Raw genomic sequence first — 14,382 nt, forward strand, 5'->3', positions numbered from 1 at the left:
AGGCAGCGGGATGCCGTCATCGTGCGCTAGAAATAGAGGAGCGTCCCGCTGGGGCGCCAACAACCGAAAGCAGGACGGACAACGATGCCCCTCTTCGACCTACCCCTGGCCCAGCTCCGCAGCTACACCTCCGACGTCACCCCGCCGGAAGACCTGGATGCGTTCTGGGATGCCACCCTGGCGGAGGCCCGTGCCTTCCCGTTGAACCCCGCGTTTGAGCCGGTGGAGAACTACCTGACGCTGATCGACACCTTCGACGTCACGTTCGCCGGCTTCGGCGGGGCACCGGTCAAGGGTTGGCTGCACCTTCCTGCCAACCGGGACGAGGGGGCCCGGCTACCGGTGGTGGTGAACTACATCGGCTATTCCGGTGGCCGCGGCCTGGTCAACCAGGACACGCGCTGGGCGCAGGCCGGGTACGCGCACTTCATCATGGACACCCGCGGCCAGGGGTACGGCGGCACCCTGGGCCACACCGCGGATCCCCACCCCTCGGCGGGGGATGTGGCGCACGCAGGCCTGATGACCCGGGGCATCGCGGCCCGGGAGGACTACTACTACCGCCGGGTCTACGTGGATGCTTTCCGGGCGGTGGAGGCGGCCCAGGCCCACCCCGCGGTCGATCCGTCCAAGGTGGTGCTGGCCGGAGTCAGCCAGGGCGGCGGCCTGGTGGTGGCCACGGCAGGGCTTACCGCGGGACGGCTCGACGGCGTCATCGCCGCGCTGCCCGACGTCCCCTTCCTCCAGGACTTTCCCCGCGCCATCGACATCACCCCGCGCGGGCCGTACCCGGAGATTGCCCAGTTCCTGGCACGCCACCGGGACCGCTATGAGTCCACCCTTGCCGTCCTCAACTACTTCGACGGCGTCAACCTGGCCGGCCGCGCCACCGCCCCGGCACTGTACTCCGCGGCGCTGATGGACGACATCTGCCCGCCGTCCACCGTTTTCGCCAGCTTCAACGCCTACGGTTCCGGATCGGGCGCCTCCTCCGCCAGCGGGGCGGACAAGGAGATCGAGGTGTACCGGTTCAACAACCATGAAGGGGGCCAGGAACATCACTGGATCCGGCAGCTCCAGTACCTCCGCAAACTCCTCGGCTGAGCCCGGGCAGCGGGCCGGTAAAGCCTAAGCTTGTTCGCGGATCCGCACCTTGTGCGTCCGGATCCGCGAACAAGCCCGGGATGGAATGTGACGGAAGCTGATTTTGCTCCCGCGGCGGCCCGGGTTTATGGTCTTTTCCATGACTAACCGTTGGTATGCGTATTTTTCGTTGGCTCTGGAGGGGCCCGCGTCTAACTGACACGCATCCAGCATTCCTTCAGAGCCAACAGGGCAGAGATTATTCTCTGCCCTTCGCCGTTTCTCCGGCGGGTTCTGAAATCCGGGCCCGCTTCCCATCTGGAACAGGACCCGAACATGAGCACCGCAACAGCACCGGCACAAACCACCTCAAACCAGCGCGCCAGCGACACCAAGTCCACGTCCAACCTGCGCGTCAGCGAGTTCACTCCGCTGCCCACTCCTTCCGACCTCCTCGCGGAACTGCCGCTGGACGCCCGGGCCGCTGCCGTCGTCGAACGCGGCCGCGATGAAGTGCGCGCCATCATGGACGGCGTGGACGACCGCCTGCTGGTCATCGTGGGTCCCTGCTCCATCCACGACCCCAAGGCAGGGCTGGAATACGCCCGCCGGCTGGTCAGCCAGGCGGAGAAGCACAAGGAAGACCTGCTGATCGTCATGCGGACGTACTTCGAAAAGCCGCGCACCACCGTGGGCTGGAAGGGCCTGATCAACGATCCACGGCTGGACGGCACCCATGACATGGTCACCGGCCTCCGCACCGCCCGGCTGTTCCTGCAGCAGGTCACCGCCTTGGGCCTCCCCACGGCAACGGAGTTCCTCGAACCGATCAGCCCCCAGTACATGGCGGACCTGATCTCGTGGGGTGCCATCGGTGCCCGCACCACCGAGAGCCAGATCCACCGCCAGCTCGCGTCCGGGCTGTCCATGCCCATCGGCTTCAAGAACGGGACCGACGGCGGCCTCCAGGTGGCCATCGATGCATGCGGTGCTGCGGCGGCGGCGCAGGCCTTCCTGGGGATCGACGGCGACGGCCGGGCTGCGCTGGTGGCAACGGCTGGAAACCCGGACACCCACGTGATCCTGCGCGGCGGCCGCAAGGGACCCAACTACTCAGCGGCCGATGTGGAACGCGCCTCCGGTGAACTGGCAGGCAAGGGGCTGAACCCGCGGCTGATCGTGGATGCCAGCCATGCCAACAGCGGCAAGAGCCACCACCGGCAGGCTGAGGTGGCCCTGGAGATTGGCGCGCAGCTGGAGCAGGGCGGGGCTGCCGCGCGGGCCGTGGCCGGCGTGATGCTGGAAAGCTTCCTGGTGGGCGGCGCGCAAAACCTGGATGTTGCCGAGCACGCGGCCGGACGCGCGGAGCTGGTGTACGGGCAAAGCGTCACGGATGCGTGCATGGACTGGGACGTTTCCGCGTCCGTCCTTGAGCAGCTGGCGGCATCGGCACGGAAGCGGCGGCAGTCAGATTAGGGGCTGAAATAGGGGAAGCACTACTTTCACATCTGCCACATGAACATCTAGAGTATCTTTTTAGGTGGTTGGTGGATGGCTCAGCATCGTAACACCGCATTGGCACGTACCTGGGGTCACTGTTGTCCATCCGTCAGCAAAGGAAAATAGGGAAATGTCGGCAGAACAGAACTTCTCCAACGCGAAGTTCCTGACCGTGGCTGAAGTAGCCGAGGTCATGCGGGTCTCCAAAATGACTGTTTACCGGCTGGTCCACTCCGGCGAAATGCCGGCGGTGCGCTTCGGCCGCTCCTACCGGGTCCCCGAAAACGCCGTCGAACAGTACCTCAGGGGTGCTGTCGTGGAAGGCCACACCGAAACCGCCTGAGACTGCCTGTCCTGAGCGGCTCCCGATAAGCGGTACCCTGTTAAGGAACGTTTTACGTCATTGTAAGAATCTGTCAGTTGTTCAGTTCGTAGCTTTGTCCACGGACATTCTCCATCAGACAGGTACTGCATCTAGTTTGTAAGGAACTTTCGTGGGTTCAGTTATTAAGAAGCGTCGCAAGCGTATGGCCAAGAAGAAGCACCGCAAGCTGCTTCGCAAGACCCGTCACCAGCGCCGCAACAAGAAGTAGCGATACTTCAAGCAGCGTGGAAATGCCCGTCGCCTTCCAAGGCGGCGGGCATTTCGTTTAACCCGGCAAGAGGTAAGAATTATGCCCGCGGGCCGCGGATGCGGGCGAAGCCCTTCCAGAGGCCGTAGATGGCCCCGCCGAAGGTGGCCGCCTTGAGTCCCAATGTCGCGGCACGGCGGCCTGCGCGGAAATCGTAAACCGGCCAGTTGCGGTCGCGGGCGTGGCGGCGCAGCCTGGCGTCCGGATTGATGGCCACCGGATGGCCCACCAGCGACAGCAGCGGGACGTCGTTGTAGGAGTCGCTGTAGGCCCAGCAGCGCTTGAGGTCCAGGCCCTCATCGTCGGCGATGGCCTGCACGGCCACGGCCTTGGCCGAGCCGTGCAGGATGTCTCCCACCAGCCGCCCGGTGTACAGGCCGTCCGAGACCTCGCCCACGGTCCCCAGGGCTCCGGTCAGTCCCAGCCGGGTGGAGATTACGGTGGCCACTTCGATGGGGGTGGCTGTCACCAGCCAGACGCGGCGGCCCACCCTCAGGTGCTGTTGCGCCAGCGCTTTGGTGCCGGGCCAGATCCGGGACGCGATCATCTCGTCATAGACTTCTTCGCCCAGCGCCTTGATGTCATCCACACTGATGCCCACGGCCAGGGTCAGGGCCGAGTCCCGGACGGCATGGACATCGTCCATGTTCTCGCCGCGGGCCACAAACTTGAACTGCTTCCAGGCCATACCCGCCGCCTGCCTCAGGGTGAAGGCTCCCCGCTGGTGCATCTTGCGGGCCACATGGAACAGGCTGGCACCCCGCATCAGGGTGTTGTCCACATCGAAGAACGCCGCCTCGCCGGGCTGCGGCGCAGCAACCGGCCGTGTGACTACGGCGACGTATTTCTCCTGGGGCATGGAGTTGAGTCTAGTCAATCCACTGGCCCGCCGCCGTCGGCGTCAGCCTCACGCCGGGAACGGCGATACCGTTAAGCCATGGCTACACCCCGCGTCGTCCTGGTCACCAAAGCTGACTGCCACCTTTGTGAGGAGGCGCGCGACGCCGTCGGCCGGGTCACTGCCTCATTGGGCCTTACCTGGAGCGAAGAGCTGGTGGACAACCAGCCTGAACTGCGGGAGCGCTACGCCGAAGAGATCCCGGTGGTCCTGGTGGACGGCGTGCAGCGCGACTTCTGGAAGATCGACGAGGTCCGGCTGGCACGCGTGCTGCAGCGCGCCATGGGCCGGTAGGGCAGTGGCGGCAGTTTCTGATGGTCCTGGTTTTGAAGGCATGAGCGGCAGGGACCTAGAGTGGACTCACAACGCGACGCAAGGGAGGTGCGGGTGACATCCCTGGGTTCTTCGCCCCAGTCTGTCCCGGACCTTCCGGATGCCACGGGCGCACTGACCAAGCAGATACCTCCTGCCGCCGTGGCCCGGCTCACCATCTACCTCCGTGCCCTGAACACATTGCTGTCCGAGGGCGTGGAGCGCGTTTCCTCCGAATCCCTGGCAGAAGCCTCCGGCGTCAGTTCTTCAACCCTCCGCAAGGACCTGTCCCATGTGGGGTCCTATGGCACCAGGGGCGTCGGTTATGAGGTGCAGTACCTCAGCCGCCACATCGCCGCCGCGCTCGGACTGACCCACGACTGGAAAGTGGCCATTGTGGGCGCCGGCAACTTGGGCAAGGCGCTGGCACGCTACGGCGGCTTTGAGTCGCGCGGGTTCGATGTGGTGGCCATCTTCGACGCCGACCAGATGGTGGTGGGCAACGAGGTGGGATGGCTGCGCGTCAGCGACGTGGCAGACCTGGAGACCGTCCTGCACCGCACCGGGGCCAACATGGTGGTCCTGGCCCTTCCCGCGGCCGTCGCCCAGGGCGTTTGCGACCGTGTGGTGGCGGCAGGCGTGCGCAGCGTGCTGAGCTTTGCACCCGTGATGCTGCAGGTTCCCGAAGGGGTCAATCTTCGCAAGGTGGACATGGCCACTGAACTCCAAATCCTGGCCTACCACGCCCAGCGGGCCCAGACGCCCGGGCAGACGGCCTAGGGTTTCCCTGGAAGTTTTCCCCCGGCCCAAGTCTTGGCGGACCCGTTAAAGCAGGTGGCCCGGGATGCGAATGATGCATCCCGGGCCGCGTGCAGTGTCAGCGGGCGGAGTGGCTACCGCCCGTACGGGTTGCCGAAGCCGCCCGAATAGGGGTTGGCGAAAGGCTGCTGCTTCCGGAAGTACGGGGCGGCTGCGGGAAGGTAGAGCAGCACGATGGCCGCAATTCCCAGGAGCGTTCCGATGGTGGCAAAGCTGGGGGGACCAAAGAGTCCGAAGACGGACAGTGCAGCGAAGACCGTTCCCAGGATGCGGGCCCAGTTCTTGCCCTTTCGGACGAAGAAGGCCACCAGCAGGTAGAGGGCCACGCCAATGATCGCGAACACCACCAGGGTGCCGGCGATGACCCCCTTAATGTCGTCATAAGTGACTCCACTGGCGCCTCCGGCCGCCATCTGGTCCTCGAATGTCCGCCGGAACACCGGATCATCCAGCTGCGTCAGTCCGGTCAGCAGGGAGATCACGAAGATCACTGCCGACGCGATCAACAGCCAGAACGAGATGTTCACCAGCTGCGGGACGCCGTTGCCTCCGGTCGGCTGCGGCTGCTCCGACGGGTACTGGCCGTAGGGGGACTGCCCGTAGGGCGGCTGGCCGTACTGGGGTGCATTCTGCCCGAACTGGGCGCCATACTGCGGCGGGTTCTGGCCGTAGCCCGGGGCCTGCGGCGCATTCTGGCCGTACTGGGGCTGGTTTTGGCCGTACTGCGGCGCTGCCGGCGGCTGGTTCTGGCCGTACTGGGGCGCGTTCTGCCCATATTGCGGGGCGTTCTGGCCATACTGCGGCGCATTCTGCCCGTAGCGGGGCTGCTGCTGGTCTCCGGACTGGGGGCTGCCGGCCTGTTCATGCCCCGGCTGGTCGTTGCTGGGGTCTTGGGGCGACGGGGGCGGGACGGGAGGAGTACTCATGGCGTTCCTTCTGCAGGTCGGGATCCGGGTAGGCTGCCGGGAATCAGTCCTCTGCCTTCCCCCAGCATGGCTTAAGTCCACCGTACCCCCGGCGGGCGGCGTTGTGGGTGATTCAGCAGGTATTGGCGCAGGTGGTTGCCGTTAAACAGGGAACCCCGGCGCCAGGCCGGGCAGGCCTGGTGCCGGGGTTGTCCCTGACGGGCGGAACTACGCTGCGGGGGCGATGAAGGCGAGTTCAAGGTTGATGGCAACCTTGTCGCTGACCAGCACGCCGCCGGCTTCCAGGACGGCGTTCCAGGTGAGGCCGAAGTCCTTGCGGCTGATGGTGGTCTCGGCGGAGACGCCGGCGCGGGTGTTGCCGAACGGATCAACGGCAACACCGTTGAATTCGGTTTCCAGGGTCACCGGGCGGGTGACACCCTTGATGGTCAGGTCGCCGGTGAGCTCGTAGCTGTTGCCCTTGGCCACCAGGCCGTTGGATACGAAGGAGATCTCGGGGAACTTCTCCACATCGAAGAAGTCCTCGCCCTTGACGTGGCCGTCGCGGTTGGCGTCGCCGGAGTCGAAGCTGGCGGTCTGGATGGTGGCGTTGATCCTGGACTCAGCCACATCCTGGCCCAGGTCCAGCGTGGCGGCGGCCTCTTTGAACTGGCCGCGGACCTTGCTGATGCCGGCGTGCCGGACAGTGAAGCCGATCTCGCTGTGGGAGTTGTCCAGGGTCCAGGTGCCGGTGGTGACGTCTGCGGGAAGTGCCATGATGTTGCTCCTTGTAAAGGTGTATGTACTGAGGTCCTGCCGTTGAACCTTCATCTGTTGAAGCCTCAACTAACTTGCTGCATCCAGTATAAACATGCATTTGCATGTTTTGTTCCCGTCCACGGAACATTTCTTCAAAAACTTAAGTTCTACTCTTTGTAGAAGGAGCGGCCCGAGATTTCGGATCGCACGCCATCTTTGAGAAACTGGTAAACATGCCCCAAGCCACTGTCCATCTGCTCCGCCACGGCGAGGTCCATAACCCCGAGGGCGTTCTCTATGGGCGGCTTCCCGAATTCCACCTCTCCGAACTGGGGCAGGAGATGGCCCGGACGCTCGCCGAATACTTCCGGCACCGCGCCGAACGCGGCGCCCGCATCACCTACCTGGCCGCCTCCCCACTGGACCGCGCGCAGGAAACGGCGCGGCCGACGTCGGAAGCCCTGCAGCTGCAGATCCACACCGACGAGCGGATCATCGAAGCGGAAAACTACTTTGAGGGCATGAAGGTCACCAAGGCCGAACTCCGCCGGCCCAGGCACTGGCCGCACCTGGTCAACCCGCTGCGCCCCTCCTGGGGCGAACCGTACAAGGAGCAGGCCGCGAGGGTGGCGGCCGCGGCGCAGGACGCCCGGCTGCGGGCCATCGAACTTGCTGCCGGCGACTTCGGTGCCCACGGCCCCGAGGCGATCCTGGTGAGCCACCAACTGCCGATCTGGGCTGCCCGGCTCAGCGCCGAAGGCCGGCCCCTGTGGCACGACCCACGCAAGCGCGAGTGCACCCTGACGTCCGTCACGTCCCTGGTGTTCGACGACGACGGCTCGCTTTTGCGGGTCGAGTACAGCGAACCCGCGGCGTCCCTTCTTCCCGGTGCCGCCAGCACCCCTGGAGCCTAGAAGTGAGCAACAACAACCTCCCCTCCCGCCGCAGCATGCTCGCCGCCGGCGGCATGGCCCTGACCGCACTGACCCTGGGCCTCTCCGGCTGTGCCCAGGAGGATGCGCTGGCCAAGCAGGCCAAGGCAGGGGACAACAAGAACTATGTGGCCGGCGACGGCTCCGTGACAGAGTTCGCTGCCGGGGACCGCAAGGAAGCCGTGCAGATCCAGGGTGCGCTTTTCAACGGCACTGCGGTAACCCCGGCCGACTTCCAGGGCAAGGTGAGCGTCCTGAATTTCTGGTTCGCCGCCTGCGCGCCGTGCCGCGTGGAAGCTCCCCTCCTGGAAGCGCTGCACCAGGAGTTCAAGGACCAGGGCGTGCAGTTCTTCGGCGTCAACCTCCGGGACGAGAAACCCACGGCGGAGGCGTTCGAAAAGACCTTCAACCTGACCTACCCGAGCTTTGACGACAAGGACGGAAGCGTCCTGCTGTCCGTGTCCGGCCTGGTACCGCCCGGCGCCGTGCCCACCACCCTGGTCCTGGACAAGCAGGGACGGGTGGCCTCGCGCGTCCTCGGCGAGATCGAGAAGGGCACCCTGAAAGCCCTCATCACCGCCGCCGTGGCCGAGTAGGGCGGGCCGGGACCGTGAACAGCCCCTTCGCCGAAGCCATCCTCAGCGGCTCCATCCTGCTGGCCATTCCGGTGGCACTGCTTGCCGGACTGGTCTCCTTTCTTTCCCCCTGCGTTCTTCCCCTGGTTCCCGGCTACCTGGGTTACGTCACGGGCCTGAGCGGCGTGGACCTGCAAAAGCAGAAGCGCGGCCGGATGCTGGCCGGGATCGGGCTCTTCGTCCTGGGCTTCTCGGTGATCTTCGTCCTGCTGGGCGGCGCATTCGGCCAGTTGGGCACCCTCATCACCGGCAGCCAGAATGCCTGGATCACCCAGCTCCTGGGGGTCCTGGTGATCATCATGGGCATTGTCTTCATGGGCGGCTTCAGCTGGCTCCAGCGGGACGCCAAGATCCACGCCAAGCCGCCCGCCGGGCTCTGGGGAGCACCGCTGCTGGGCCTGACCTTCGGCCTGGGCTGGGCGCCGTGCATCGGCCCCACCTACTCGGCCGTGCAGCTGCTCAGCCTTTCCGGCGGCTCCTCGGCCGCCAAGGGCGCCTTCCTGGCATTCGTCTACAGCCTGGGACTGGGCATTCCGTTCCTGTTGATCGCGCTGGCCCTGCGCCGCGGAATGGGCGTCATGGCGTTCTTCCGCAAGCACCGCCTTGCCATCCAGCGGACCGGCGGCGGAATCCTGGTGGTGCTGGGCCTGCTGATGGCCACCGGCGTATGGGGAGCCTGGGTGACCGGGCTGCAGTACTGGTTCCAAACCGACGTGAAGTTGCCGATCTGATGAGCGAGCGTGTGAACGTAAAGAAGAAGCAATCCGCCCCCGTAGCGGAGGCAAAAGCCCAGGCCGCCCTTCCGGCCCTGGGCCCCAAGGGCATGCTGCGGTGGGCCTGGACCCAGCTGACCAGCATGCGCACCGCGCTGTTCCTGCTGCTGCTCCTCGCCGTCGCCGCCGTCCCCGGATCCCTGTTCCCGCAGCGGCCCGCCAACCCGGCCGTAGTGACCCAGTACATCAAGGACCATCCGGACTACGGCAAGCTGCTGGACTCCCTGCAGCTCTATGACGTCTACTCCTCGGCCTGGTTCTCGGCGATCTACCTCCTGCTGTTCATCTCGCTGATCGGCTGCGTGGTGCCGCGTGCCATCGCCCACTACAAGGCCATGCGCTCCCAGCCGCCACGGACGCCGCAGCGCCTGTCCCGGCTGCCGGAATACGGCACCCTGGTGATTCCCGCCCGCACCGGCATCCCGGCGTCGGAGGCCATCAACAGTGCGGCCGGACTGCTGCGGAAGCGCGGCTACCGGGTGGAGGTCAGGGACGCCGACGGCAACCGCCCGTCCCTGGGGGCCGAGCGCGGCTTCCTGAAGGAAGTGGGCAACCTCGTCTTCCACACCTCGCTCATCGGCGTGCTGGTGGCCGTGGCCGCAGGCGGCCTGTTCGGCTACAGCGGCCAGCGCATCCTGGTGGAAGGCGACACGTTCGTGAACACCCTGGTGGGCTACGACCAGTTCAACCCGGGCACCAACTTCCAGTCCAGCCAGCTGCAGCCGTACTCGCTCCAGCTGGACAAGTTCAACATCACGTTCGACCGCGAATCCAAGGGCAAGTTCGGCCAGCCCATCGACTTCGCCGCCACGGTGACCACCAAGGAAAACCCGGACGCTCCAGCCAAGCAGGAAATCCTGAAGGTCAACGATCCCGTGACCCTGGGCGGCACCAGCATCTACCTCACCGGCAACGGCTACGCACCGGTGGTGACCGTACGGGACGGCGCCGGCAACGTGGCCATGCAGGGCCCGGTGGTGGCCAAGCTGCAGGGCGATAACTACTACTCGTCCGTGGTGATCAAGGTTCCGGACGCCCAGCCGGACCAGCTGGGGTTCGTGGGCTTCTTCCTCCCCACCGCGTTCGTGACGGACAAGAACGTTTCGTTCAGTGCCGACCCCGAACTGTTCAACCCCCAGCTGACCCTGAACTCCTACTACGGGGACCTGGGCCTGAACACCGGTGCCCCGCAGAACGTCTTCGAACTGGATGTCAAGAACCTGACGCCGCTCAACGCCAGGAACCTCGCGGCCGGCGGCATCACGCTGGCACCCGGCTCCACCTTCACACTGCCGGACGGCAAGGGCACCATCAGTTTCGACGGCGTGAAGCGGTACATCGGCGTGGACATCCACCACAACCCCGGGCAGGTCTACGCCCTGGTCTTCGCTTTGCTGGCCGTGGCCGGCCTGATCCTCTCGCTCTACGTCAACCGCCGGCGCGTCTGGGTACGGACGGGCACCGCCGCGGACGGCCGCACCATGGTGGAATACGGACTCCTGGCCCGCGGCGAGGACCACCGCCTCGCGGGCGAGGCGGCAGCGCTCCGGAAACTGTTCTCCGCCGAGTGGCAGTTGCCGGAAGACACCGAAGACACGGGCCAGTCCCAGCAAACTCCCAGCCGGCGGGGCGATAATGTCGCAGGCTCCGCCGCTAATGCCGCAGGCTCCGCCGCTAATGCCGCAGGCTCCGTCACCACCCCAGCAGGCCCCACCGGGCCCGAAAAGGACCAGTAATGCCATTTGGAATCAATGAAACCATGGGCCAGTACAGCGAACTCTTCATGCTGCTGGCGGCGGGTACCTACACGGTGGCCTTCATCGCCTTCGCCTGGGACCTGGCCAAGAGCAGCAAGGCGCTGCGCGCTGTGGACCTCAGGGCCGCGCAGGCCGGTGCTGCCGCCAAGGTCCCCGTAACCGCCGGCGTTGCTGCCGGAGCAGGGGCGCGCGAAGGATCCCGCGGTGTTGAGGCCCGACTGGACGGGCCGGCCGGACGGGCCGAGCGCCCGTCGTCGTCCGCCGCCAAAGCCAGCGGTGCAGGAACCGGAGGCTTCATGACTGCCGACGGCGACATGAAGTACGCCGCCGAGCGCCGGGTTCCGGCGCGTGTTGCGGTGGCCGTGACCACCCTTGCCGTCGTCATCCACGGCGCCGGCGTGGTCACCAGGGCCCTGGGCGCAGGCCGGGTGCCGTGGGGCAACATGTACGAATTCCTCACCACCGGCGCCTTCCTGGTGGCGGCCGTGTTCCTGCTCTCGCTGATCCGCCGCGACCTCCGCTTCCTGGGCACCTTCGTGGTGGGCCTGGTGATCATCATGCTGGTGGCTGCCTCGGTGGCGTTCTGGACCCCCGTGGGACACCTGGTTCCCGCCCTGCAGAGCTACTGGCTGGTCATCCACGTTTCCATCGCCGTGCTCTCCTCGGCGCTGTTCACCCTGACCTTCGCGATGTCCGCACTGCAGCTGGTGCAGACCCACCGGCAGAAGACCGTGGCCGCCGGCGGTGCCGACAAGCTCGGCTTCATGCGTCTGGTGCCCTCCGCGCTGAGCCTGGAAAACCTGTCCTACCGCATCAACGCCATCGCCTTCATCGGCTGGACCTTCACCCTCATGTTCGGTGCCATCTGGGCGGAAAAGGCCTGGGGCCGGTTCTGGGGGTGGGACACCAAGGAGGTCTGGACCTTCGTGATCTGGGTTGTCTACGCCGGCTACCTGCACGCCCGGGCCACCCGCGGCTGGACCGGAACACGGGCCGCCTGGCTGTCGATCGTGGGCTACCTTTGCGTGATCTTCAACTTCACCATCGTCAACCAGTTCTTTAACGGACTCCACTCCTACTCCGGCCTTTAAACAAGGGCCTTTCGGCCCCTAAAACGGGGGTTTCCGGGTCCTAAAACCGGGGGCGCAGTCGAGAGACGGCAACGGTCCGATAAATAACCATTCGATGTAGCAACAGGGGTGTTCCCCGGTCCTTCGGAAATGCTACGTTGGTGACGTTCCCTGTGATGAAGCTTGCAGGTGGACCACCAGCCTTTCGAGGTACCCCAATGAGCTACGCTCTCGCCGTTGACGTCGGGACCAGTTTCACGGCAGCTGCCGTTGTGCGCTTTAACCAAGGTCCCAACGCCGTGCCCGAATGCCTGCCCCTGGGCACGCGTGGAGCGTCTGTGCCCTCCGTGGTGTACTACCCGGAGGAAGGCGCGGTCCTGGTGGGGGAGGCGGCAGAACGCCGAGGACTGGACTCGCCGGAACGCGTGGTCCGGGAATTCAAGCGCCGGATTGGCGACGACGTACCCTTCGTCCTGGGCACCCTGGTCCTGCGGCCGGAGGACGTCTATGCCACCGTTGCCCGCTGGGTGGCGGACCGGGCCACCGAGCGTGAGGGGGGCCCGGCGTCGGCGATTTTCCTGACCCACCCCGCAGCCTGGGGCAACCACCGGCTTTCCGTCGTCCGCGACGCCCTCGCCGCGCATGGCCTGGAGAACGTCACGCTCCTTCCCGAACCCGAGGCCGCAGCCCTGCATTACGCCTCCCAGGTGCGCGTGGAGGAAGGCAGCACCATCGCCGTGTACGACCTCGGCGGCGGCACGTTCGACACCGCCGTGCTGAGGAAGTGCGGCAGCAGCCGCTTTGAGCTCTTGGGGCACCCGGAGGGCATCGAGGACCTGGGCGGCGCCGACTTTGATGCCGCAGTGTTCCGGTACGTGGCTGCGCACACCGGGAACGCCCTGGACGATCTGGACACTGGTGACCCGGCGGTGCTGGGGGCCCTCACCCGGCTCCGCCGCGAATGCGTCGAGGCCAAGGAAGCACTCTCCGCGGACAGCGAATCCACCATTCCGGTGCTCCTGCCCGGCATCCAGCAGCAGATCCGGCTGGTCCGTTCAGAATTCGAGGCGCTGATCGAAGAGCCCGTACGGGAAACAGTGGAGGCGCTGGAGCACTCCCTGGCCCAGCTCCACCTGGTACCGGCAGACTTGTCCACGGTGCTGTTGATCGGGGGATCGTCCCGGATCCCCCTGGTGGCCCAGGTGGTGTCGGAGGAGCTGGACCGGCCTATCGCTGTGGATGCCGATCCCAAGTCCTCCATCTGCCTGGGGGCGGCAGTGGCAGCCGTCCTCGCCCACACGGCCGCAGTGGCGGCAGCAGCTGACCCGGCAGAAACTGAAGCGGACGCCCGGGAGGCGCCGGCCGCCGTCGTACCCTCCGACGTGCCGCCCGCTCCAACCGGCCCGGGCAGGCCCAGTTGGTCGCGGAAATATACGACGGCGGCAGGCGCCCCGGCAGGGCCAGTCGCCGTCCGCGGTGCCCGGCGCGGGGCGCGGGGCGCGCACGCGCCGAAGCCCACCGTCCGCGTGACCGCCGTGGCCGCGGCTGCTGCGGTCCTGACGGTCCTCACGGCAACGGCCGCGCAAAGCCCGGACGGTTTCGGAAGCCTGACTGCCATGTTCGTGCCGCAGGCCGGTGCCAGTACCACGGGAGGCTCCGCCGGCACCGATGCGGGCGGTTCGGACGCCGCCGATGCAGGGGAGTCAGCAACCCCGGCCGCGGTGGCCCAACCACTCGCGGGCATCGAGGCCAGCGCCAGGAAACCCCTTGCTCCAGGGACCGGACTGGAAGCATCTGCCACGCCCCCCGGCGGGCAGGCGGCCGGCAACGACGGGCCGGCGGCTGGAAGCAGCGCGATTGCTGACGGACCTGTCGTCGCAGCGGCGGCAGTCCCCGATGCGCTTGCCGGCTCCGGGGGGACAACGGGCGGGTCAGGCGTTGCTCCCGAGGCCGTTACGGTGGTTCCCACGCCCGCTTCCGACACCCCGCAGGCAGGCGGTTCCGCCGACCCCACACAGAGTGAAGGCACCCCAACGCCCACCGACTCCGGGACGGCTGACCCGACGACTCCTGCGGCGACTGATTCGCCCACGGCAACTGAACCGCCTACACAGGACGACACCAGCCAGCCCACGCAGACAGAGAGCCCAAGTGCCACAACTGCCCCGGATCCCTCGATGACACCAACGGAGGTGGCCGTGGAAGCTACCGGCAGCCCAGCGCCGCAAGTAACACCGCTTGAACCCGAAACCACGTCCGCCGCAGCCGCCGTTGAAACGGCCACGACCGCCGCTCCGGGGGCCTGAG

General features: G+C 66.4%; 15 protein-coding genes. 12 read left to right on the forward strand and 3 right to left on the reverse strand.

Annotated features, from left to right (window positions below):
• Window positions 1-84 precede the first annotated feature (84 nt).
• From ASG79_RS16905 to ASG79_RS23150, 4 genes are all read left to right on the forward strand, one after another.
• On the forward strand, window positions 85-1,104 hold the full coding sequence (locus ASG79_RS16905; RefSeq protein ID WP_056392665.1) for an acetylxylan esterase: 1,020 nt from the start codon (window positions 85-87) through the stop codon (window positions 1,102-1,104).
• A 315-nt stretch (window positions 1,105-1,419) separates the two neighbouring features.
• Window positions 1,420-2,559, forward strand: coding sequence for a 3-deoxy-7-phosphoheptulonate synthase (locus tag ASG79_RS16910; protein WP_018768903.1), 1,140 nt, complete (start codon window positions 1,420-1,422; stop codon window positions 2,557-2,559).
• Window positions 2,560-2,713: 154 nt separating this feature from the next.
• Window positions 2,714-2,926, forward strand: coding sequence for a helix-turn-helix domain-containing protein (locus ASG79_RS16915; protein WP_018768902.1), 213 nt, complete (start codon window positions 2,714-2,716; stop codon window positions 2,924-2,926).
• Between the two features lie 151 nt (window positions 2,927-3,077).
• Complete coding sequence (locus tag ASG79_RS23150; protein WP_003792170.1) at window positions 3,078-3,176, forward strand: 30S ribosomal protein bS22; 99 nt, start codon at window positions 3,078-3,080, stop codon at window positions 3,174-3,176.
• 79 nt (window positions 3,177-3,255) lie between these two features.
• Here the strand turns inward: ASG79_RS23150 and ASG79_RS16920 are convergent, their stop codons facing one another.
• Window positions 3,256-4,074, reverse strand: coding sequence for an HAD family hydrolase (locus tag ASG79_RS16920; protein ID WP_018768901.1), 819 nt, complete (start codon window positions 4,072-4,074; stop codon window positions 3,256-3,258).
• A 78-nt stretch (window positions 4,075-4,152) separates the two neighbouring features.
• Between ASG79_RS16920 and ASG79_RS16925 the strand changes: the two genes are divergently transcribed.
• Both ASG79_RS16925 and ASG79_RS16930 read left to right on the forward strand, forming a co-directional pair.
• Window positions 4,153-4,407, forward strand: coding sequence for a glutaredoxin family protein (locus tag ASG79_RS16925; RefSeq protein ID WP_018768900.1), 255 nt, complete (start codon window positions 4,153-4,155; stop codon window positions 4,405-4,407).
• A 93-nt stretch (window positions 4,408-4,500) separates the two neighbouring features.
• Window positions 4,501-5,205 (forward strand): redox-sensing transcriptional repressor Rex, encoded by a 705-nt coding sequence (locus ASG79_RS16930; RefSeq protein ID WP_018768899.1) that lies wholly within the window; start codon window positions 4,501-4,503, stop codon window positions 5,203-5,205.
• A 113-nt stretch (window positions 5,206-5,318) separates the two neighbouring features.
• On the opposite strand, the gene ASG79_RS16935 is transcribed toward ASG79_RS16930, so the two are convergent.
• A complete protein-coding gene (locus ASG79_RS16935; RefSeq protein ID WP_056392667.1) occupies window positions 5,319-6,170 on the reverse strand; it encodes a hypothetical protein in 852 nt (283 codons plus the stop codon).
• Between the two features lie 207 nt (window positions 6,171-6,377).
• Window positions 6,378-6,926 carry a YceI family protein gene (locus ASG79_RS16940; RefSeq protein WP_018768897.1) on the reverse strand — a complete coding sequence of 183 codons (549 nt, stop codon included), beginning with the start codon at window positions 6,924-6,926 and terminating at the stop codon, window positions 6,378-6,380.
• A gap of 215 nt (window positions 6,927-7,141) precedes the next feature.
• Between ASG79_RS16940 and ASG79_RS16945 the strand changes: the two genes are divergently transcribed.
• The 6 genes from ASG79_RS16945 to ASG79_RS16970 all read left to right on the forward strand — a co-directional run bounded on the left by ASG79_RS16945 (window position 7,142) and on the right by ASG79_RS16970 (window position 14,381).
• Window positions 7,142-7,822, forward strand: a complete 681-nt coding sequence (locus ASG79_RS16945) for a histidine phosphatase family protein (RefSeq protein WP_056392669.1) — start codon at window positions 7,142-7,144, stop codon at window positions 7,820-7,822.
• Window positions 7,823-7,857: 35 nt separating this feature from the next.
• Window positions 7,858-8,436 (forward strand): TlpA family protein disulfide reductase, encoded by a 579-nt coding sequence (locus ASG79_RS16950; protein ID WP_056393113.1) that lies wholly within the window; start codon window positions 7,858-7,860, stop codon window positions 8,434-8,436.
• A gap of 14 nt (window positions 8,437-8,450) precedes the next feature.
• A complete protein-coding gene (locus ASG79_RS16955; RefSeq protein WP_018768893.1) occupies window positions 8,451-9,206 on the forward strand; it encodes a cytochrome c biogenesis CcdA family protein in 756 nt (251 codons plus the stop codon).
• Window positions 9,206-10,984, forward strand: a complete 1,779-nt coding sequence (locus tag ASG79_RS16960; protein WP_018768892.1) for a cytochrome c biogenesis protein ResB — start codon at window positions 9,206-9,208, stop codon at window positions 10,982-10,984. Before ASG79_RS16955 ends, ASG79_RS16960 begins: the two co-directional genes overlap by 1 nt.
• Complete coding sequence (gene ccsB / locus ASG79_RS16965) at window positions 10,984-12,096, forward strand: c-type cytochrome biogenesis protein CcsB (RefSeq protein ID WP_018768891.1); 1,113 nt, start codon at window positions 10,984-10,986, stop codon at window positions 12,094-12,096. The genes ASG79_RS16960 and ccsB overlap by 1 nt, the downstream gene beginning before the upstream one ends.
• Window positions 12,097-12,293: 197 nt before the next feature.
• Window positions 12,294-14,381: an Hsp70 family protein gene (locus tag ASG79_RS16970; protein ID WP_056392672.1), complete on the forward strand. Its 2,088-nt coding sequence runs from the start codon at window positions 12,294-12,296 to the stop codon at window positions 14,379-14,381.
• The last annotated feature ends 1 nt before the right edge of the window (window position 14,382 follow it).

This window comes from Arthrobacter sp. Soil761 (assembly GCF_001428325.1).
Classification (GTDB): domain Bacteria; phylum Actinomycetota; class Actinomycetes; order Actinomycetales; family Micrococcaceae; genus Arthrobacter.